The sequence below is a fragment of the Mesorhizobium sp. P2_F8 genome (genome assembly GCF_056403655.1).
Genome location: NZ_JBFUFB010000008.1, coordinates 317202 through 336619 on the forward strand (window position 1 = coordinate 317202; position 19418 = coordinate 336619).

The following is a 19418-nucleotide window of genomic DNA, read 5'->3' on the forward strand; positions in this document are numbered from 1 at the left end:
AGGGTGCAAGCGTCCGAGATCAATAGATCTTGGAGAACTTCTCGATGTTGCTCTTGTCGAACTGGAACGGCGGAGCCATCGCAGCCGAGTTGGTGTCGTCGAGCGTGACCTTGCCGACGCGGCCGATCGAGAGCGTGGCGCCAGGCTTGGCCTCTTCCTTCTTCACCGCCAGATCATGGGCGAGGTAGACGGCCGAATAGCCGAGGTCGATCGGGTTCCACAGCGCAACCGCCTGCGAGGCGCCGTTGTCGATGAACTTCTTGAACTCGGACGGCAGCGCGAGACCGGTGACATTGACCTTGCCGATCAGGTTCTCGTCGGTGACCACCTGGGCGGCGGCAACAACGCCGACGGTGGTCGGTGCGATGATCGCCTTGAGGTTCGGGTAGGATTTCAGGAGGCCCTTGGCTTCGTCTGTGCTCTTGGCCGAATCGTCATCACCATAGACGGTGGCCACGAGTTTGATCTTGGGGAACTTCTCCGGCAGGATTTTCTTGGCCGCGTCGATCCAGGCGTTCTGGTTGGTCGCGGTGGACGACGCCGACAGGATGGCGACGTCGCCGCCTTCCGGCAGATAGTCGGCGGCAAGCTTGATGATGGTCTCGCCGATCAGTCCGGTGTCGGACGGGTTGAGGTGAAGCTGGCGGCCTTCCTTGGCGACGCCCGAATCCCAGGAGATGACGGTGATGCCGCGCTCCATGGCCTTCTTCAGGACCGGCACCAGCGCGTCGGCGTCATTGGCCGAAATGGCGATGGCGTTGACCTTCTGGGCGATCAGCGAATTGACCACTTCGATCTGGGCCTCGGCGGTCGCCTTGGTCGGGCCGGTGTAGATGATGTCGACGCCGCCGAGTTCTTTGGCCGCCTCTTCGGCGCCCTTGTTGGCGGCATCGAAGAAGCCGTTGCCGAGCGACTTCACCACCAGCGCGATCTTGACGTTTTCCGCGTAGGCTGCATTCACGAACATGGCGGCAGAGAATGCTGCCGTCACCATCAATTTCTTCAAAAAGCTCATCGAATATCCTCCCTTGAGCGTTGCATTCCATCGCCGCTGCGGGCGTGAGTTGGTCTCAGGCCTGCAGTGAAGATTCTTCCTTGTTGGTTGCCGACTTGCGGGCGACGATCAGCGCCACCCCGGCGGTCTCGAGCATTTTCGCTTCACGGTCCTCGATGCCGTCGTCGGTGATCACGGTGGCGATACGCGACAGGCCGCACAGGATCAGGCTGGAGCGTTTGCGGAATTTCGAGGAATCGACCAGCACCACCAGTTCGTCGGCCTGGTCGATCAGCTTCTGCTCCGCCTGGATCAACAGCGGGTCGCCTTCCATCAGCCCGAGCGGCCCCAGCCCCTGCGCGCCCATGAACATGCGGCGTGCGTAGAAATTGCGGGTCACGTCATTGTCGAAGGGCGACAGGATGATGTTCTGTTCGCGGTAGATGGTGCCGCCCGAGAGCATGACCGTGTTCTTGGAATGCTTGAGCAGATGCTCGGCGATCGGGAAGGAATTGGTGAAGATCGGCATGCGGCGGCCGGTCAGGAAATGCACCATCTGGAAGGTGGTGGTGCCGCCATTGATGATGATCGGTTCGCCGTCCTTGCAGAGCTCGACCGCTTCGCGGGCGATCGCCCGTTTCTGCGCGGCGTTGAGGGTTTCGTTGACGGAAAAGGGCCGGCCGGCAAGGCCGATGAACTGCGGCGGCGAGATCGCCTCGGCGCCGCCGCGCACACGGCGCAGGCGCTTCTGCACGTGGAGTGCAGCGATGTCGCGCCGGATCGTCGCCTCGGAGGACTCCGTCAGGTCGACCATTTCCTGCACCGTCACCACAGGCTTTTCCTGGACGGCGGACAGAATGATCCTGTGGCGCTCTTTTTCGTGCATGGTTCCTCCCTGCCCAAACATCTAGGCACCCAAAGCGCGCAGTGTCAATCATTTCCAATCATATAATTTCATTGTGCAGTGCAATATGATCGATGTTGATCGTTTGTGATTGACAAGTCGGACGCTTCCGTGGAAATTCGGACCAAATGGGCCGCACCGTTTGCGTGCCTTCGGGAGGATCATCCATGCTCGACAAGCGCACCGGCGCGCGCCTCGCCAATCTGTGGGACGAGGCAAAGGCCCAATCGATGAGCGAGCCGGAGCGGCTGGTCTATCGCTCGAACACGCTCGGTTCCGATAAACGCGTCACCAATTATGGCGGCGGCAACACTTCCTCGAAGATATGGCAGAAAGATCCGCTCACCGGCGAGGACGTCGAAGTGCTCTGGGTCAAGGGTTCGGGCGGCGACAGCGCCTCGATTAAAACAGATGGTTTCGCCACGCTCTACATGGACAAGCTGCGCGCGCTGAAGGGGCTTTACCGCGGCCTCGCGCATGAAGACGAGATGGTCGGCTTCCTACCGCACTGCACGTTCAATCTGAACCCACGCGCGGCCTCGATCGACACGCCGCTGCATGCCTTCGTGCCGAAACCCTATGTCGATCACATGCATCCCGACGCGATCATTGCCATCGCCGCCGCGAAGGATTCCAAGGCCCTGACCAGGGAGATCTTCGGCGACGCCATCGGCTGGCTGCCGTGGAAGCGGCCGGGCTTCGAACTCGGCCTATGGCTGGAGAAGTTCTGCCTCGAACACCCCGCCGCCAAGGGCGTCATCCTGGAAAGCCACGGCCTGTTCACCTGGGGCGACACCCCTCGGGAATGCTACGAGACGACGATCTCGGTGATCAATCAGGCGATCGAATGGTTCGAGCCCCGCTCCGAAGGCCTCGCCATCTTCGGGGGTGAAGCGGTCAAGTCGCTCGACGCCGCCGAACGCCGCGCCATCGCGGCCAAGCTGATGCCAAAAATCCGCGGCCTGATTTCGGAAAAGAGCCACAAGCTTGGCCATTTCGACGACCAGGCCGCCGTACTCGAATTCGTCAACTCCAGGGATTTGCGCCCGCTAGCAGCACTCGGCACCTCATGCCCGGACCATTTCCTGCGCACCAAGATCCGGCCGCTGGTGATCGAATTCGACCCCGCAAAGCCCGATGTCGATGCCGTGATCGCGCGCCTTGCCGACGACATCGCCGCCTATCGCGTCGGCTACCAGGCCTACTACGACAGCTGCAAGCATCCGGATTCGCCCGCCATCCGCGATCCCAATGCGGTGGTCTACCTGATGCCTGGTGTCGGCATGTTCACCTTCGCCGGCGACAAGGCGACGGCTCGCATTTCGAGCGAATTCTACGTCAACGCCATAAATGTCATGCGCGGCGCCTCGACGGTCTCGTCCTATGTCGGCCTGCCGGCACAGGAAGCCTTCGATATAGAATACTGGCTGCTCGAGGACCTGAAGCTGCAGCGCATGCCGAAGCCCAAGGCGCTCGCTGGCCACATCGCGCTGGTCACCGGCGGCGCCGGCGGCATCGGCCGTGCAACCGCCAACCGGCTGCTGCGCGAAGGCGCCTGCGTCGTGCTGGCCGACATCGACGAGACAGCGCTCGCCAGCGCCAATGACGAACTGGCCAAGGCYTACGGCAAGGATTTCGTCCGGCCGGTGCTGATCAATGTCACCTCGGAGGATCAAGTGATCGCGGGCTTCGCCGAGACCGCGGTCGAATTCGGCGGCATCGACATTCTGGTGTCGAATGCCGGCCTGGCGTCCTCGGCGCCGATCGAGGAGACGACGCTGGCGCTGTGGAACAAGAACATGGATATCCTGTCGACCGGGTATTTCCTGGTCTCGCGGGAAGCATTCCGGCTGTTCAGGGTGCAGAAGATCGGCGGCAACGTCGTCTTCGTCGCCTCCAAGAACGGCCTCGCCGCCTCGCCCAATGCCGCAGCCTACTGCACCGCCAAGGCCGCCGAGATCCACCTGGCGCGTTGCCTGGCGCTGGAAGGCGCGGAAGCGCAGATCAGGGTCAATGTCGTCAACCCGGACGCTGTGCTGCGCGGGTCGAAGATCTGGACCGGTGAGTGGAAGGAACAGCGCGCCGCCGCCTACAAGATGTCGACCGACGATCTGGAGGAGCATTACCGCTCGCGCTCGATGCTGAAACGCTCGGTGTTTCCCGAGGACATCGCCGAAGCCATCTATTTCTTCGCCTCCGACATGTCGGCCAAGTCGACCGGCAACATCATCAATGTCGACGCCGGCAACGCCCAGAGTTTTACACGATAATCGTTTGAAGTCGGTGCCGGAGCGCTTCCCTTCTCCCCGTCTCTATACGGGGAGAAGGTGCCGGCAGGCGGATGAGGGCAGCGCCGACTGAACGCTATCTGGGAGGAAACAACAGTGTCCGAATCCATCATCTCCGCCGACCTCGTCGACAAGGACAATGCCGCGCGCAAGGCTGATCTCGAGCGTGACTACGCCTCGCTCGGCGAGCGCCTCGACCGTCGCGGCATCGCCATCGACGCCATCCGCGACAAGGTCGAGAAATTCGCCGTGGCGATCCCCTCCTGGGGCGTCGGCACCGGCGGCACCCGCTTTGCTCGTTTTCCCGGTGCCGGCGAGCCGCGCGACATTTTCGACAAGATCGAGGACTGCGCCGTCATCAGGCAATTGACGCAGGCGACGCCGACGGTGTCCCTGCACATTCCGTGGGACAAGGCCGACCCGAACCGGCTGAAGCAGGCGGCCTCGCGCTTCGGCCTCGGCTTCGACGCCATGAATTCCAACACCTTCTCCGATGCGAAGGACCAGCCGCTTTCCTACAAATTCGGCTCGCTGTCGCACGCCGATGCCGGCACGCGCCGGCAAGCGGTCGAGCACAATCTCGAATGCATCGAGATCGGCAAGACGCTTGGCTCCAGGGCACTGACGGTGTGGATCGGCGACGGTTCGAACTTCCCCGGCCAGGTCAATTTCGCCAAAGCCTTCGAGCGCTATCTCGACGCCATGAAGGAGGTCTATGCCGGACTGCCGGACGGCTGGAAGCTGTTCACCGAGCACAAGATGTACGAACCGGCCTTCTACTCCACCGTCGTGCAGGATTGGGGCACCAACTACATGATCGCCAAGGAATTGGGCGACAAGGCATTCTGCCTCGTCGACCTTGGCCACCATGCGCCCAACGTCAACATCGAGATGATCGTGTCGCGGCTGATCCAGTTCAAAAAGCTCGGCGGCTTCCATTTCAACGATTCGAAATATGGCGACGACGACCTCGATGCCGGTTCGATCGATCCCTACCGGCTGTTCCTCGTCTTCAACGAACTGGTCGATGCCGAGCTTTCCAGCGCCGAAGGGTTTGACCCGGCCCATATGCTCGACCAGAGCCACAACGTCACCGACCCTATCGAAAGCCTGATGCTGTCGGCGGTCGAGGTCCAGCGCGCCTATGCGCAGGCGCTGCTGGTCGACCGCAGGGCGCTGGAAGTCTATCAGGACGGCAATGACGCGCTGATGGCGACGCAGACGCTGAAAGCCGCCTACCGCACCGATGTCGAGCCTATCCTCGCCATGGCGCGGTTGAAGACCGGTGGCGCCATCGATCCGGTCGCCGCCTACCGGGCGGTAGGCTACCGCGCCAAGGTGGCCGCGGAACGCCCGGCGGTCGCCGGCGGCTCGGGTGGCATTGTCTGACATCTCAATTGATCCGTCTGGTCCATCATTGACGGGTGGACTCGGCGATCCCAACGGGTTCTTCTAGGCGTCCCCCCGCCCGGAGAACCGCCATGCCTCTCAACCGTCGAACACTGATCGCCGCCAGTCTTTCCATCACCTTCGTCCTGGCGCCCTTGACGAACGCCTTCGCCGCGTCACCCGCGCCGGCCAAGGGCGAGCACGGCATGGTGGTGACAGCCCAGCATCTGGCGTCTGAAGTCGGTGTCGAGATCCTGAAGAAGGGCGGCAATGCGATCGATGCGGCAGTCGCCGTCGGCTATGCGCTCGCCGTCGTCTACCCCAATGCCGGCAACATCGGCGGCGGCGGCTTCATGACCATCCGCTTCAAGGACGGCAAATCGACCTTCCTCGACTTTCGCGAACGGGCGCCGCTGGCGGCGACCAAGACCATGTATCTCGACAAGGACGGCAACCCCGTGAAGGGCGCCAGCCTCGACGGCTATCTCGCGGTCGGCGTGCCTGGTTCCGTCGCCGGCTTCGAGACGGCGCGCGAGAAATACGGCACCTTGTCCAGACAGGATCTGATGGCGCCGGCGATCAGCTATGCCAAGGATGGATTCATCCTCAATCAGGGCGACGCCGCCTCCTTTGCCGGCAGTGCCGACAGGTTGGCGAAGGATCCCGCGGGTGCCGCCATCTTCCTGAAACCCGATGGCAAGCCCTATGGCATCGGCGAGCGCCTGGTCCAGCCGGACCTTGCCGCCTCGCTCGCCGCCATTTCCGAGAAAGGCGCTGATGCCTTCTACAAAGGTGCCATTGCCGACGCCATCGTCAAGGCAAGCGGCGCCAAGGGCGGTATCCTGGCCAAGCCGGACTTCGAGCAATATGCGGTTCGCGAACTGAAGCCCGTGACCTGTACCTATCGCGGCTATGAGATCACATCGTCGCCGCCGCCAAGTTCCGGCGGCGTCATCATCTGCGAAATCCTTAACGTGCTGGAAGGTTATCCGTTGTCCTATCTCGGCGCCGGTTCCGCCGACACGGTCCATGTCATGGTCGAGGCGATGCGCTATGCCTATGTCGACCGCAATTCAGCACTCGGCGATCCCGATTTCGTCGACAACCCGGTCTCGAAACTGTTGGACAAGGCCTATGCCAAGGACATTCGCGATAAGATCGATCCGTTCCGGGCCGGCGTGTCGCAGGACCTGATGCCGAAGGGCTTTGGCGAGAGCAAGGAGACGACGCATTATTCGATCATCGACAATGACGGCAATGCGGTCGCTGTTACCTATACGCTGAATGGCTCGTTCGGCGCCGGCGTCGTCGCCGACGGCACCGGCATCCTGCTCAACAACGAGATGGACGATTTCACCCAGAAACCCGGCGTGCCTAACCTCTATGGTCTGGTTCAGGGCGAGGCCAATGCCATCCAGCCGAAGAAGACGCCGCTGTCGTCGATGAGCCCGACCGTCGTGGCCAAGGACGGCAAGCCGTTCATGGTCATCGGCAGCCCGGGCGGTTCGCGCATCATCACCATCACGTTGGAAGCCATCGTCAACGTCGTCGACCATGGCATGAACATCCAGGAGGCAATCGACGCGCCGCGCATCCACCACCAGTGGCTGCCCGACACGGTTTACATCGAGCCGTTCGGCCTGTCGCCAGACACCGAAAAACTGCTGGCCGGCATGGGCTACCACCTCGATCTCGGTGATAAGACCTGGGGCCAAGCTGCGGGCATCCTGGTCGGTGGCAAGAGCCTGGCGGAGATCGAGAAGGGCGGCGGCGCGCGCTACAATGGCGCTATCGACAGCCGTGCCGCATCGGGCGAAGCGCTCGGATATTGATGTCTCAATTCACAAGCCGGACCGTCACGAAATCAGCGTGACGGTCGACGCTATCAGCAACAACGCGGCGATGCCGACAAACAGCGCGTAAATGCGCGGCCGGTCGAGCAGCAGCGCGTTTCCCGATATCCAGGCCGATGTGGCGCCGCCAAGTGCAAAAAGGAACCCATTGCGGTGCCCGAAGGTCATCGACGCGGCCATCAACCCACCAATGATTAGCGCGCCGAACACGATGATCACGGCAACCGCATATTTCTCGAAGTCGTTGCCGCTTCCCATGCTTGGACCTATCGCATTCAACGTCGGCAGATCGTCCGGGTCGAAGGGATTGGTCGACCCATATTCGTCTTGACCGGCAGGCTCACGCATTACTCGTTCTCCGTATAGCGGCAACAAATCATCAAGCCTTGCCGAGCGCAACCCGATCGCACTGCCCTCGATGCGTTCGGCACGGTCTTCTACACCTTTCCGCCGCAGCGTGCCGCCGACTTTTTTGATTCGTGCCCTTGGCCGTCTTTGATCTCGGATAATCCCGGGCACACCTGTCCCGAAGGCGACCGTGGACCATCCCATCATGGAACGAATTCGTGGAGGAAAAATGATGCCAAACGTGGTTTGGTCGTCCGGCGGCGATTTTCGGTGGGACGTGACGTCGCACTGGGTGTGACAGAGCCGAATCGCCTTGCCGTCGCCGCCGACAGCCTGATCGCTCAGGACGCGTCGCATCGCCACAGTTTCATGCGGCGCGTTTCAAGCCGCTGATGGCCTGCGCCGCGTCGCTTTGCTTGTTGCTCCGACCCAGGATGACGAAATGTGAACGTGTCCATTGATCGCCAAGGCATGCGGCCAAACTTCTGTCCCGACACCGCGATTCCTATCCGCGAGCCGGCGGCAGCTCGAAGACGGTGGCGCCGTTCTCCTGGCCGCGTTCGACATAGCCGATCAGGTGAAACCATCTTGCGACATCCGACCCCTGCAGCCAGCTGCGCGAGTGAATGGGCAGGTTGCCGGCGAGTGCCTGGATGTGCCTGATATGCCGTTTGCAGAAGCGAATGGTCGCGGCACGGAAGAAATCCTCCTGTGCGGCGAACAGCGTATTGGCAGCGTCGCTGTTCTCATGCCAGGCGATGATCGCCACGGTCATGTCGCCCTCGACAAGCGCATGCGCACGGCCTTCTTTCAAGTTCATCATCAAATTGTCGTAAGCGATCTTGCTGTCCTTGCCGGCAGCGACGTATTCGTCCGACATCCGCTTGGACAGGCCGCGAAAGACATCCTCGAGATCCCCGAGCGTTGCAGCGCGTGCTCTCATTTCTCCTCCTGGAGCCCCAACAGGCAGTTTGCCCTAAGGTTGGGGGATCACCAAGCAAATCAAATCCGCTGGTGGGCCAACGAGCGCAAAGTTGTTTCACTCGACGATGTGCTATGACGCCACGGGCGGGCTTCCGCGTCTGCGTCAAGTGTAGAGATGCGCCGCGAAACCGCCCAAGCCAGGCGGATTTTTTTCATGTTCAGCATTTCCAGCAGGGCGAACAGTTGTCTTCACAAATCGCGCGTCAGTCTGGGATCGCCACCCGAATGAGGGGAAATGCACACCGACCCGTCAACGGCGATAGCGCACAGGCGGAAGGCGGCTTGGCGGTTTAATACCCATGGTAGGTGATGCCGGTAACGTACCAATAGGTCAGCATGATAGCGGCGCCGATAACAACCAGCCGGAGGAAGCCCCTAGCTGGACCGGGATCCATTCTCGACTCGTAGACAAAGCCGGTTCCGCCGCACTTTGTGCAGTTCATCCTCAGTGGTCCAGCGCCCGGCATCTGGCAGTTAGGGCACACGACTTTGACTTGGTGCATAACGCGCCCCTTTAGTCCAGCGGTAGCTTGAATGCCAAGCAACGCTGCGGCGTACTTGAATCTAACGGATATTGGGAGTTAGGACATCATGTCTAAAGGTAGTAGTGGGGGGTAGAGATTTATTGATCTGTTTTCGCGTACTCTTAGCAGGCCATGGTTGGCAAATCGGTACCATATCCACCAATGCGACGATCATCGCCGTAAACTCAAAAAGCGTCGGGGAATTTCATGGGATCGGGTGCCCTCAAGGCCGTTTTGCAGCCCCTCCCAGGTGCAAGAATACGTTGACAGCAAGGGGGCGAGGTTCGCTAGCGGCACCACTTTTCGACGGCAATGGCGATCGCCTTGGTGCAATCGACGAGGTCTCGCACCGAGACACGCTCATTGGGTTGATGCGCCTGCGCCGGGTCGCCCGGGCCGAAGTTGACCGTCGGCGTGTTGCCGAGGCCGGTCGGCAGGCCAATGTCGCTGTGCGCGCCGAAGCCGCTGAGCACCGGCGACAGATTGGCGTCCTTCACAGCTTCCTGGAAGACACTCACGAACGGGCTGTCGGAGGGGATTTCGGCGCAGTCGGCATCAAGAATCCATTCGACGCGGGCAGGGTGCAGACGCAGATAAGGGTCCGCCTGGCAGACATGGGCAATATGCTCTTCGATCTCGCGCTTGACGTTGCCGCCCAACCTGAATTCGTCATGCTCGCTCGGCAGGTACTGCGCGTCGATGATGATCTCGCCGCGCCCGGCCATGGAGGAGGGGTGCTCGCCGGCGTTGATCTGGGTGACGATGATCTGGTTGGGCAAATCCATCAGCGGATGGTTCTTTTTCGGGTCGAACATCCAGCGCCGGTTGAGGATGTCGATGCCGTCGAGGATTTGCCGGCACAGCTGCACGGCATCGACCGGGCCGCTCGAATACCAGGCATTCGGCGTCAGCTCGGCATGCCCACCTATGCCGTCGATGACGATCCTGCCCCACAGTATGCCGTGGCAGAGCGGCGCGATCCTGTTTGCCGTCGGCTCGGTCATGATGCCGGCGTCGGCGTGAAAGCCGCGGTCGACCATGGCAAGCGAGCCCATGCCGCCGATCTCCTCGTCGACGACAGTGGTAAAGACGATGTCTCCGGAAAGGGGGATTTGCAGCTCCCTTAGGATTTCGACCGCCATCAGCATGCAGGCGACGCCGCCCTTCATGTCGACGGTGCCACGGCCGTGCAGCAAGCCGTCTTTCAGCACGGGCTGGAACGGATCGGTTGCCCAGTGTCCGGCGGCGCCCGGCGGCACGACGTCGATATGGCCGGTGAGCATGATCGAACGCCCACCGCCGGTACCCTTCAGGACGCCGCCGAGATTGGGGCGGCCGTCAAAGGTCCTGCCCTTGTTGGCGCCGGCACGTCCCTTGTATTTTTCATAAAGCGCCGGGCCGTCCGGATCCCAGAGATCGGACGTGAAGCCGAGCGCTTCGATGCGTTTTTGCAGATAGAGCTGGCAATCACGCTCACCCGGCCCGGCCTCCTTCGGATTGGATTTCACGATCGAGGGGAAGGCGACGAGATCGCTCAGCGTTTCGACGATACGATCGGCCGCTGCCTCGACGCGGGCGGCGATAGTCTCTTCCATGGAAGGCATCATGATCTCCAACGTTGGGAAAGCCGGTCGGCAAGAAGGACGAACACCAGAAGGGCGCCGACAATCCCCACTTGCCAAACCGTGTTGATGTTCAATTGCAGCAGGCCGGTCTTCAGCGTGACCAAAAGCAGCACGGCCGCGAACACGCCGCCGACGCCGCCGCGCCCGCCGGTGATGGCGATGCCGCCAAGCATCGCGGCGGTGAGCGATTCCAGTTCGAGGTTCTGGCCGATATTGGGCCTGCCGCTGCCGAGCCAGGCGAGCGAGACAAGGCCGGCGGCGCCGGCGAGCGCACCGCTCAGCGCATAGAGGATGAGGCGGACGCGATCGACCGGAATGCCGACCAGCCTGGCCGAACGTTCATTGAAGCCCATGGCGTAGATCCAACGCCCCCAGGCGGTCGACATCAGCACCAGGCCGGCGAGCGCAAAGCAGGGGATGGCGAGGGTGAGAAACGGCATAGGGATGCCTATGACGACGCCACGCCCCCACACGAGCAGCCAGGCCGGCACGCCGGATTGAGCCGCACCCCCGGTAACGGCAAGCGCTGTGCCGGAATAGACGAAGAAGGTGCCGAGCGTCGCGATGAAGGGCAGAAGCGCGAGCCGGTTGACCAGCACGCCATTGAGGACGCCGAGCAGTGCGCCGGCCAGGACGCAAGCTAGCGGCAGCAGCACCGGCGGCAAACCCAGTTTGAGCGACAGCATGGCGATGATGGCGGAGAGCGAAACGGCGCCGCCGACCGACAGGTCGATGCCGGCGCCGCCGGCGAGGATGACCAGGCCCTGGCCAAGCCCGACCAGCGCCAGGATGGTCGAGAACTGGAGGATGGTGGTGACGGTGCCAAGGTTGAAGACCGCGGGCTTGAGCACAGCCAAGCCGACAATGACGATCAGCCAAAGGCCGCACAGAAGCGCGAGCGTAAGGGCCGGGCCTTGCAGATTGCGCAGCGTCTTCATGTGCGGGCTCGCTGGAGGCGGGTCAGCGGAAGGCGATTGGAAATGGCTTCGAAGCCAAGCACGCCGATGATGAGAACGCCGGTGACGACAGGCTGCCAGAGCGAAGGGATGTCGATCAGAAGCAGGCCGTTCTGGAGAATCCTGAGCAGCAGCACGCCAAGCACGGTGCCGAGCAGGCTGCAGCGGCCGCCCAGTATGCTGGTGCCGCCGAGGATGACCGCGGCAATGGCGTCAAGCGCCAGCGTGCTGCCGATGCTCATTTCGACATTGCGGTAGGTGGCGACGTAGAAGGTGGCGGCGATGCCGGTCAGGATACCGCTGACGACGAAGGTCATGAAGCGAACCTTGACCACCGGGATACCTGAGAGCCGCGCCTTCTCCTCCGAATTGCCGATCGCCAGCAGATGCAGCCCATAGGGGGTGCGCCGCAGCGCCAGCCAGACCGTGAAATAGGCTGCAGCGATCACCAGGGCGGGGACAGGAATGCCGAGCACACTCGCGGCGAGCAGATCGGTAAGGGTCGAGGGCAGGCCGGAGAGCCATTGCCCGCCAAGCAGCACGAACACGGCGGTGCGGTAGATGCCGAGCAGGCCGAGCGTTCCGACAATGGCCGGAACGCGACCGAGGACGACGACGGCGGCGGTCACACAGCCGAGCAGCGCGCCGACCAACGGGCCGACGACAAGCGCCAGCAGCGGATTGCCGTCGGTGCCGAGCACGCGGCCGATGGCAATGGCCGCCAGACCCATGACGATGCCGATCGACACATCGATGCCGCCCATGGCGAGCAGCAGGGTCATGCCGAGGCCGATCAAAAGCAGTTCGGCGCTGTTGCGCAGCACGGTGACCGCATTGCCGGAGGTGGCGTAGTGCGGCGATGCGACAGCAAAGACGACGATCGCCAGCAGACAGGCGACAAGCAGAGACCACTCCCGCCCGTTCATGGAGATGACACCGTTTCCAGACTGTCGCACCGCGCTCACGTCAGGGCTCAGAAGTTGAACTTGTCGACATTGTCCTTGGTGAAGACAGCTGGCGGCCCGAGCAACAAGATGCCTTTGGCGGCGTCATAGGTGGCGGGCTTCTCCAGGCCGGCAATTTTGTTTTCGGCCTCGAAAGCCTTGCCTTCGATGAGCTGCTTGCCAGCCCAGACCGTGAGATAGCCGAGCTGCTCGGGATCCCACAGCACGGTGAAGCCGAAGGCACCGCTCTTCATGTAGGAGCGCGCGGTGTTGGGGCTGCAATAGCCGGCGCCAATGACGGAGCCGATCTTGCCGGCGGTCTCGATCGCCTGGGCGACGCCCGGGCAGGTCGAGGAGGCGACGGCGATGATGGCCTTGATGTCGGGGTTGGCTGCCATCAGGTCGCCCGAGATCTGGGCGGCGCGCTCGGCCGTGCCGCCGGCGAATTGCGGGTCGAGCAGCTTCAGCTTCGGATATTTGGCGGCGGCCTGTTTCTGCATGAAGCCGATCCAGGCGTTGAGATTGGACGCTGTCGCCTCGCCGGAGACGATGCCGATGGTGGCGTCCTCGCCGACGCGCCTGACGAGTTCGTCGATGATGGTGGTGCCAAGCCCCTCGTCAGTCGCCTGCGCCACATAGACCGCGCGGCCGCTGTCGGGCGCATCGCTGTCGCTGGTGAACAGCTTTATCCCTTTCGCCTTGGCGCTCTCGACCACGGGGGCGATGCTGGAGGCATCGAGCACGCTGACCGAGACCGCCTCGACGCCCTGGTCGATCAGGTTCTGGACGATCTGCAGCTGGTCGACGGGGTTGGTGTCGACGGGACCGGAATAGATGAAATCGACGCCAAGATCCTTGGCGGCACGGTTGCCGCCGGCTTCCATGGCGTTGAAATAGGGAATGCCGATCAGCTGCGGTACGAAGGCTATCCTGTGCTTGTCGGCGGCGGACGCGGCCGAGGCAATGGCGAGCGACAGTACGGAGACGGCGAGCGCTTTTTTGAACTGCGAAAGCATTGTGTTTGATCCTCTCTGGAATGACGCGCGTTTCATGTTGTTTTTTCGAGCGCCCGCACGTCGGGATGGGCGCCCGTTATGAGCGAAACGACTTCCTCGTGGTTGGTCTCGGCGGCCAGCCGTTCGGCCACCTTGCGGCCGCGCCGGAACACCACGATGCGGTCGGCAACCTCGAAGACTTCGGAAATGTTATGGCTGATCAGCACCACGGCGCAGCCGCGCGCAGCGAGCCGCCGCGTCAGCGCCAGCACCTTGCGTGTTTCGGCGACGGCAAGGGCGGCTGTGGGCTCATCCATGATCACCAGCCTGGCGTTCAGATTAAGCGCCCGGCAGATGGCGACGGCCTGGCGCTGACCGCCCGACAGGCTGCCGACCGGAGCTTCAGGATCGGAAATATGGGCGTCGAGTTCCTGCAGGAGACCATCGACGCGCTGGCGCATTTCCTTGCGCTTGAGGAATGGGATCCCAAAAATGGAGCGTTTCAATTCGCGCCCGAGAAAGACGTTTTCGGCGATCGACAGGTTTTCTGACAGCGCCAGTTCCTGGAAGATCGTCGCGATCCCCGACGCGGCCGCGTCCTTGGGCGAGGAGAAAACGACCGGGCTGCCCTCGATGACGAGTTCGCCATCGCTCGGCGAGTGAGCGCCGGCCAGGATCTTGATGAAGGTCGACTTGCCGGCGCCATTATCGCCAAGCAGCGCCAGCACTTCGCCGGAGCGGATTTCAAGGTCGACGTCGGCAAGCGCCGTCAACGCGCCGAAGCGCTTGGCGATGTTCCTGGCCACAAGAAAGGGTGCCGTCATGGCGGTTGCTCCGGCGGTTGCGGATTGGCTAGGCGGTCTTACTGACCCAGCGCAGCACGTTGGTCCAAAGGCGCGCGTAACCCGGCCATTCGACGAAGCTGTTCGGCAGCCAGTGCGGGCCGATATCCGATGTCCACACCAGCGTACGGCCTTCGCCATGCCGCCCTGTCACGAGCAATGGATGGCCGCCCTGGTCATGCGGCAGCCGCGCCAGGATCTCGACATCGCCGCGGTCACGGGCGATGACCTCGTTGGCGCCGAGCAGGATCGGCCATTCGCCCTTTATGCCGGCAAAGAGCGGATGATCCGCGGCGCCGATGATCTCGGGCCGAAAACCTTCGGGAATTTCGAGCCGATCGTCATAAGGGAGGCAGGTCACCGGCAGCGCCTCCTCGACCGCGGTGCGATGCCAGCGCGCCTTGCCGTCGATGCCCTGGAAGGAGAAATAGCCGCCGATCATCACCAGGCCGCCGCCGGCATGCGTCCAATCGCGCAGCAGCTTGAGCCGGTTGGGCACCGTCTTGCCATGCAGCCAGACGTCGGGATGCAACAGCAGCGAGTTGGCGCCGATGTCGGAGAGGATGATCGCCTTGTACTGCGACAGGCCTCCGATGGTGAAGGGCAGCTTTTCGACGGCCTCGTGGGCCGGCATGTAGTCAAGGTCGAATTCGCTGTCCTTCAAGGCGTTGACTAGCGGCGTCGCGCCGAGATGGAAGGTGACGCTGCCGAACTGGTCGAAGCCTTTGTAATGCGTCGCCGAGCTCATCCAGCTCTCGCCGACCAGCAGGACTTTTGTTTTGGTCATGGTGACGTTCTCCAATTCTGGCTGGTCAGCCTGTTGCTTTCTGGGTGGCGCGGATCCGGTAAGTCATTGATCTAGCTTGCTACCGCGTCGCTGGTGGCCGCGGCGGCGGCCTTCAGCGTGGCAAAGTCGGCAATGAATCCCTGCGCGCCCTCGACCGTCGTCGTCAGACTTGCGCCGGTCGCGGCGTAGCGGGCGGCCGTTTCCAGCGACGCGCCATGCAGCCAGAGACTGAGGAAGATGCCGGCGAAGCTGTCGCCGGCGCCGGTCGCATCCACCCGGTTGACCGGCAGCGCCGGCACTTCGATCTGCGGTCCGCCCGTCGCCGGAAAGACAACTGCGCCGAATTCCCCCAAGGTGAGCACGACCGTCCCGCGTAGTTTGATCCGTGACAGCACCTGCCGCACCTCATCGATCATCGACGCCATGCGCGCGCCGAAGCCGTAGATCTCCCTGATCGTCACGTCATTGATGAAGGTGAGGTCGATCTGTTTGACCATCTGCGCAAAGACCTCAGGCGTGCGCGCGCTTTTGGGCAGGCCGGGCGAATGTAGGCTCACCTTCCAGCCCGCCTGGTGAAAACGAGCTATGGACGCCGTCATCGTCTCATAGTGGAAGCCCTCGATGTGCAGGCACGTCGGGCGCTGCTCGGGCTGGATATCGAGGTTGGCCGTAAGGTCGACCCCGCCCAGCTCGAACGGCTCGCTGATGATGGTGCGGCTGCCGTTGCGCTCGATGATGACGATCGCTTGTGACAGCCGGTTGTTCGGCGTGCTGCGGATGGGTAGGGCGTGGACACCCAGTTTGGAAAGCTCGCCCAATGCCCAGTCGCTCTCCGCGTCCTGGCCGACTGCAGTCGCCAATTCGACGTCGAGAGCGTAGGGCGCGCCAACGCCTGCGGCGGCGACCGCGAGATTGGCCGCGGGACCACCCAACGCCTTTTCGATGTGGCTTGCGGTTATCCGGTCGTCGCGGTGCGGCAGCACGTCGACGCGGCACAGGAAGTCGACGCTCACCCGGCCCGCGACGAGAAGTCTAGGCAAATGATCGAGATTTTTTAGCCGCTGCGGTGCGCGGCCGGGAAGGGAGCGCGCAAACGAGCTTGGACGGTACATCAACGCCGCTACCGCCTTTTCGATACGGTCTCGCGTGCCTTCCTTGAGAGCCGCAGTTCCGTTGATGAAGTTCGAGACCGTGCCGATGGAGACACCGGCGGTTCGTGCGACATCCGCTATTGTGGGGCGCTTGCGTTGCAACAACCTGGCTCCTTTTGAAGCGTTTCAAACGCTAGCAACGGAATCGCGCAACCTCAACGAAACCATTTTCTAAAGAATCGATGAAGGGCATCTCAAATTGGAACATCGATCCGGCAATCGTCTCAATTCTGAAGTGGATCTTTCCAATATTGAAGGATTTTCAATCCAGCGAAAAGCGAGCATCTAGCGGGCGGATGACGGAACAGCGAAAGTAGCCCCATCAGTGGTCAGCCCACATCGGCGCGTTAGGAGCGCGCTCGGATGCGCTTACCGTGCGCGAAGCCGGATTCAGCGAGACGGCGACTAAGGGGGTGGAACGCGCGCGAAGGACGAGGCGGTGGGCTGACCGAGAAAGAGCTAGGCAACTCAAGGCCGAACAAATGGTAGTCGCCGAAGCCGCCGAATAGACTATCGGGGTGCGATCTGAGCCAGGATTATCGAGCAAGTCAGGCTGTGATGCGCTAAGTATGTGCGTTACCGAGCACCGCCCGGAGCCCTGAGTCGCTCTGGCGGAGACGTTCCTCTATCCATTGCGCCGTACGGTCGTAGGCGTCCGAAAACAACTCGGAATGCCGACTCCAATCCATGAAGCTGATCGTGCTCGAAACCTGCGGGCAGACCAAGACATCCTCGTCGCCGACGGCAATGTCCTGCGGCCCGTGTGTCAGCATACTCGCGGTAATAACCTGAAGCATGCTCGGAACCTGCGGCAAGCGGGCACGGCCGAAAGGGTTCAGCAGGGCGACCGCAAGTTCCGATCTTCCGGGGATACGGTCATAGTCGATGGGGTATTTTTGCGGTCCACTGGACCCAAAGCTCACGATGACATTGGGGCCGGTCTTGAGTTCCCTCATCTGTTCCAGCGGCAAATTGTTCATGATGGCGCCGTCTACAAGCATATCGCCGTCAGCCGTAAAGAACGGCGGCAGGACACCCGGGATCGAGCCGGATGCCCGAACGGCTTGCCAGAGTTTTCCACGACGGTGGACATGGGGCTGACGGCTGCTCAGATTGGTCGAAAGTGCAAAGAACGGAAGCCAAAGATCTTCGATCAGAACGTCGCCGTATTCCGCCCGAAGGGCTCGATCGAAGGTTTTGTGATCTAGAAGCGCGAAACGCGGCAAGGTGGGGCGCCGAAACGCCCGACTCTTGACAAATATGTTGTGCGTGCCGCGGTCGATCTGCTCCGCGTCCAATCCTCTTGCGAAGCCGGCCATCATCGCCGCTCCGGAACTCGTCCCGCCGAGATAGTCGAAGCGCCCGCCCGCCTGGAAGAAGGCCTTGTAGACGCCCAGATGGGCGCTGCCCAGGGACCCACCCCCCGCCGCCACGAAGCCACGTGCCTTGCAGGAAATAAATCGAACCAGGCGCTGGATATCAGCCCCGTCCTCCAGCGCAACATGATGATGCTGGCCGACATAGGGACGCTCATCGAGCCACGCAGAGGTGCCGGAGACCGCAGCCGAGCGATTGTCGTGAATCAGGACAAGCCGACCGGTCGCTGGTGGATGGACCGATAGCGCCAATTCCTCGGACGCGTTCAAGCGAGGCGAGGAGGACGCGTTCGCCAGCAACAGGACGGCATCGGCCTGGCGAATGCAGACTCGTGTCCATTCATTAGGTTCTTCATCGGCGACGTAGACAACGAATTCAGCTTGCGCCTCCAATTCGTTCAACCAGTTAAGGACCGGCTGGCCGTCGATCGGACGACCTGCGAACTTCGCGTGGACGTCAAGCCGGGAAACGAACTGAGCGCGCGTGACCGCGCCGAACTCTTGCTGTAGGTGCCCGATGAAAACCGGTGAGATGCGACTTCCGCCGGCTGCAATGATGGCAAGCGTTCGGATCTTGGCAGGATTCTGGGGACGTGACAAAATCGGAGATTGCGTGGCGAACCGGCGCGCCAGAAATATTGTGACCGCCTCTCTCAGGTTCGGCAAAGCCTCTGCCGCCTTCTCGAAATGATTACGACTGATTTCAAGGACGATCGAATCGCGCGCTGCAAGGACAGTGGCCGTACGGGGCAGTCCTGCAAAGAAACCAATTTCGCCGACTAGCTCGCCCTGTGCGATCTCGGCGACCGAGCCAATCGGCTCTCCTTTGTGTACCGTAAAGCGACCGGACAGCACGACGAAGAACCTGTCCGATGGATCGCCTTCGCGAACCAAGACCTCACCGCGCCTCAGGACCCGACGGTCGGATTCGGCAGCCAAAGCCTCGAGCGCCAGCAACGACGCCCGATCGAACATCAATGTCGCCGACAATAATCTCGCGGCGAGAGAATCGACGGAGGACATTTGAGCCATCCCGGGGACACGTTCGCTCCGGTGATTGTATCCTGTACCGCTCGTGTTTGCAGCGTCGCAAGGCTCGATCCGAAGCCGAACCGCAACGTTGCCGGCTGGAGTCCGTCTATGGATCAAAATTCTGATGTGCCGACCTTATGCCAAGCATTGGTTCACTGTGGCGTCTGCGAGGCGCTCGATCCGCGGCAACTGGTGGGATTCGCCAGGCCATCTCGAAGGCGCGCCGTGGCTGCGGACGTTCAAGCGAAGGGCGAGACTCCCAACGGCCAGCCGTGCAGCCACAGCCCGAACATTGCGAAAGCCACCAAGCCGATGCCCACAGCAATCAGGTGGCTAAGCGGTCGCACGACCGCGGGTGCCGGATCCCCGCTGGCAGGTGCGGGCGGCCGCGCCATTGAGGACGCAGGAGCGTGAGCCGCGTTCGCC

16 protein-coding genes are annotated in these 19418 nt (G+C 62.2%); 4 read left to right on the plus strand and 12 right to left on the minus strand.

The annotated features are described in order from the left end of the window. Positions 1-19: 19 nt before the first annotated feature. Together rhaS and AC1DZP_RS21580 are read right to left on the minus strand one after the other, a co-directional pair. The gene (gene rhaS, locus AC1DZP_RS21575) at positions 20-1015 is read right to left on the minus strand and encodes a rhamnose ABC transporter substrate-binding protein (protein WP_457150999.1); all 996 of its coding nucleotides are present in this window, start codon (positions 1013-1015) and stop codon (positions 20-22) included. 55 nt (positions 1016-1070) lie between these two features. Continuing rightward, complete coding sequence (locus tag AC1DZP_RS21580; protein WP_457151000.1) at positions 1071-1880, minus strand: DeoR/GlpR family DNA-binding transcription regulator; 810 nt, start codon at positions 1878-1880, stop codon at positions 1071-1073. A gap of 185 nt (positions 1881-2065) precedes the next feature. On the opposite strand from AC1DZP_RS21580, the gene AC1DZP_RS21585 reads away from it, so the two are divergent. The 3 genes from AC1DZP_RS21585 (at position 2066) to ggt (ending at position 7407) form a co-directional block, all read left to right on the plus strand. Then, positions 2066-4168, plus strand: a complete 2103-nt coding sequence (locus AC1DZP_RS21585) for a bifunctional rhamnulose-1-phosphate aldolase/short-chain dehydrogenase (protein WP_477305197.1) — start codon at positions 2066-2068, stop codon at positions 4166-4168. A 114-nt stretch (positions 4169-4282) separates the two neighbouring features. Next, a complete protein-coding gene (gene rhaI, locus AC1DZP_RS21590; RefSeq protein ID WP_477305199.1) occupies positions 4283-5575 on the plus strand; it encodes an L-rhamnose catabolism isomerase in 1293 nt (430 codons plus the stop codon). A 92-nt stretch (positions 5576-5667) separates the two neighbouring features. Then, entirely contained in the window at positions 5668-7407 is a 1740-nt protein-coding gene (gene ggt / locus AC1DZP_RS21595) for a gamma-glutamyltransferase (protein WP_477305201.1), read from the plus strand. A gap of 24 nt (positions 7408-7431) precedes the next feature. Here ggt and AC1DZP_RS21600 read toward each other — a convergent pair whose 3' ends face one another. The 9 genes from AC1DZP_RS21600 to AC1DZP_RS21640 form a co-directional block, all read right to left on the minus strand. Continuing rightward, entirely contained in the window at positions 7432-7686 is a 255-nt protein-coding gene (locus AC1DZP_RS21600; protein WP_206073701.1) for a hypothetical protein, read from the minus strand. Between the two features lie 595 nt (positions 7687-8281). Continuing rightward, positions 8282-8719, minus strand: coding sequence for a hypothetical protein (locus AC1DZP_RS21605; protein ID WP_477305203.1), 438 nt, complete (start codon positions 8717-8719; stop codon positions 8282-8284). 852 nt (positions 8720-9571) lie between these two features. Then, a complete protein-coding gene (locus AC1DZP_RS21610; RefSeq protein ID WP_477305205.1) occupies positions 9572-10888 on the minus strand; it encodes a M20 family metallopeptidase in 1317 nt (438 codons plus the stop codon). Further along, entirely contained in the window at positions 10888-11847 is a 960-nt protein-coding gene (locus AC1DZP_RS21615) for an ABC transporter permease (RefSeq protein ID WP_477305207.1), read from the minus strand. The genes AC1DZP_RS21610 and AC1DZP_RS21615 overlap by 1 nt, the downstream gene beginning before the upstream one ends. Continuing rightward, on the minus strand, positions 11844-12791 hold the full coding sequence (locus AC1DZP_RS21620) for an ABC transporter permease (RefSeq protein ID WP_477305208.1): 948 nt from the start codon (positions 12789-12791) through the stop codon (positions 11844-11846). Before AC1DZP_RS21620 ends, AC1DZP_RS21615 begins: the two co-directional genes overlap by 4 nt. Before the next feature lie 47 nt (positions 12792-12838). Continuing rightward, entirely contained in the window at positions 12839-13825 is a 987-nt protein-coding gene (locus AC1DZP_RS21625) for an autoinducer 2 ABC transporter substrate-binding protein (protein ID WP_477305209.1), read from the minus strand. 32 nt (positions 13826-13857) lie between these two features. After that, positions 13858-14628 carry an ATP-binding cassette domain-containing protein gene (locus AC1DZP_RS21630; RefSeq protein WP_477305210.1) on the minus strand — a complete coding sequence of 257 codons (771 nt, stop codon included), beginning with the start codon at positions 14626-14628 and terminating at the stop codon, positions 13858-13860. 28 nt (positions 14629-14656) lie between these two features. Beyond that, entirely contained in the window at positions 14657-15433 is a 777-nt protein-coding gene (locus AC1DZP_RS21635) for a glutamine amidotransferase (protein WP_477305212.1), read from the minus strand. Between the two features lie 71 nt (positions 15434-15504). Further along, a complete protein-coding gene (locus AC1DZP_RS21640; RefSeq protein ID WP_477305283.1) occupies positions 15505-16665 on the minus strand; it encodes a PfkB family carbohydrate kinase in 1161 nt (386 codons plus the stop codon). On the opposite strand from AC1DZP_RS21640, the gene AC1DZP_RS21645 reads away from it, so the two are divergent. Next, the gene (locus AC1DZP_RS21645; protein WP_477305289.1) at positions 16610-16759 is read left to right on the plus strand and encodes a hypothetical protein; all 150 of its coding nucleotides are present in this window, start codon (positions 16610-16612) and stop codon (positions 16757-16759) included. The two genes, AC1DZP_RS21640 and AC1DZP_RS21645, sit on opposite strands and share 56 nt — an antisense overlap. Positions 16760-17147: 388 nt before the next feature. On the opposite strand, the gene AC1DZP_RS21650 is transcribed toward AC1DZP_RS21645, so the two are convergent. Next, positions 17148-18983 carry a patatin-like phospholipase family protein gene (locus AC1DZP_RS21650; protein WP_477305214.1) on the minus strand — a complete coding sequence of 612 codons (1836 nt, stop codon included), beginning with the start codon at positions 18981-18983 and terminating at the stop codon, positions 17148-17150. Between the last annotated feature and the right edge of the window lie 435 nt (positions 18984-19418).

Bases quoted from the DNA above. Each gene is read 5' to 3' on its own strand.
- rhaS (WP_457150999.1), bottom strand. From the start codon at position 1,015: ATGAGCTTTTTGAAGAAATTGATGGTGACGGCAGCATTCTCTGCCGCC.
- AC1DZP_RS21580 (WP_457151000.1), bottom strand. From the start codon at position 1,880: ATGCACGAAAAAGAGCGCCACAGGATCATTCTGTCCGCCGTCCAGGAA.
- ggt (WP_477305201.1), top strand. From the start codon at position 5,668: ATGCCTCTCAACCGTCGAACACTGATCGCCGCCAGTCTTTCCATCACC.
- AC1DZP_RS21600 (WP_206073701.1), bottom strand. From the start codon at position 7,686: ATGGGAAGCGGCAACGACTTCGAGAAATATGCGGTTGCCGTGATCATC.
- AC1DZP_RS21605 (WP_477305203.1), bottom strand. From the start codon at position 8,719: ATGAGAGCACGCGCTGCAACGCTCGGGGATCTCGAGGATGTCTTTCGC.
- AC1DZP_RS21610 (WP_477305205.1), bottom strand. From the start codon at position 10,888: ATGCCTTCCATGGAAGAGACTATCGCCGCCCGCGTCGAGGCAGCGGCC.
- AC1DZP_RS21615 (WP_477305207.1), bottom strand. From the start codon at position 11,847: ATGAAGACGCTGCGCAATCTGCAAGGCCCGGCCCTTACGCTCGCGCTT.
- AC1DZP_RS21620 (WP_477305208.1), bottom strand. From the start codon at position 12,791: ATGAACGGGCGGGAGTGGTCTCTGCTTGTCGCCTGTCTGCTGGCGATC.
- AC1DZP_RS21625 (WP_477305209.1), bottom strand. From the start codon at position 13,825: ATGCTTTCGCAGTTCAAAAAAGCGCTCGCCGTCTCCGTACTGTCGCTC.
- AC1DZP_RS21630 (WP_477305210.1), bottom strand. From the start codon at position 14,628: ATGACGGCACCCTTTCTTGTGGCCAGGAACATCGCCAAGCGCTTCGGC.
- AC1DZP_RS21635 (WP_477305212.1), bottom strand. From the start codon at position 15,433: ATGACCAAAACAAAAGTCCTGCTGGTCGGCGAGAGCTGGATGAGCTCG.
- AC1DZP_RS21645 (WP_477305289.1), top strand. From the start codon at position 16,610: ATGAAGTTCGAGACCGTGCCGATGGAGACACCGGCGGTTCGTGCGACA.
- AC1DZP_RS21650 (WP_477305214.1), bottom strand. From the start codon at position 18,983: ATGTCCTCCGTCGATTCTCTCGCCGCGAGATTATTGTCGGCGACATTG.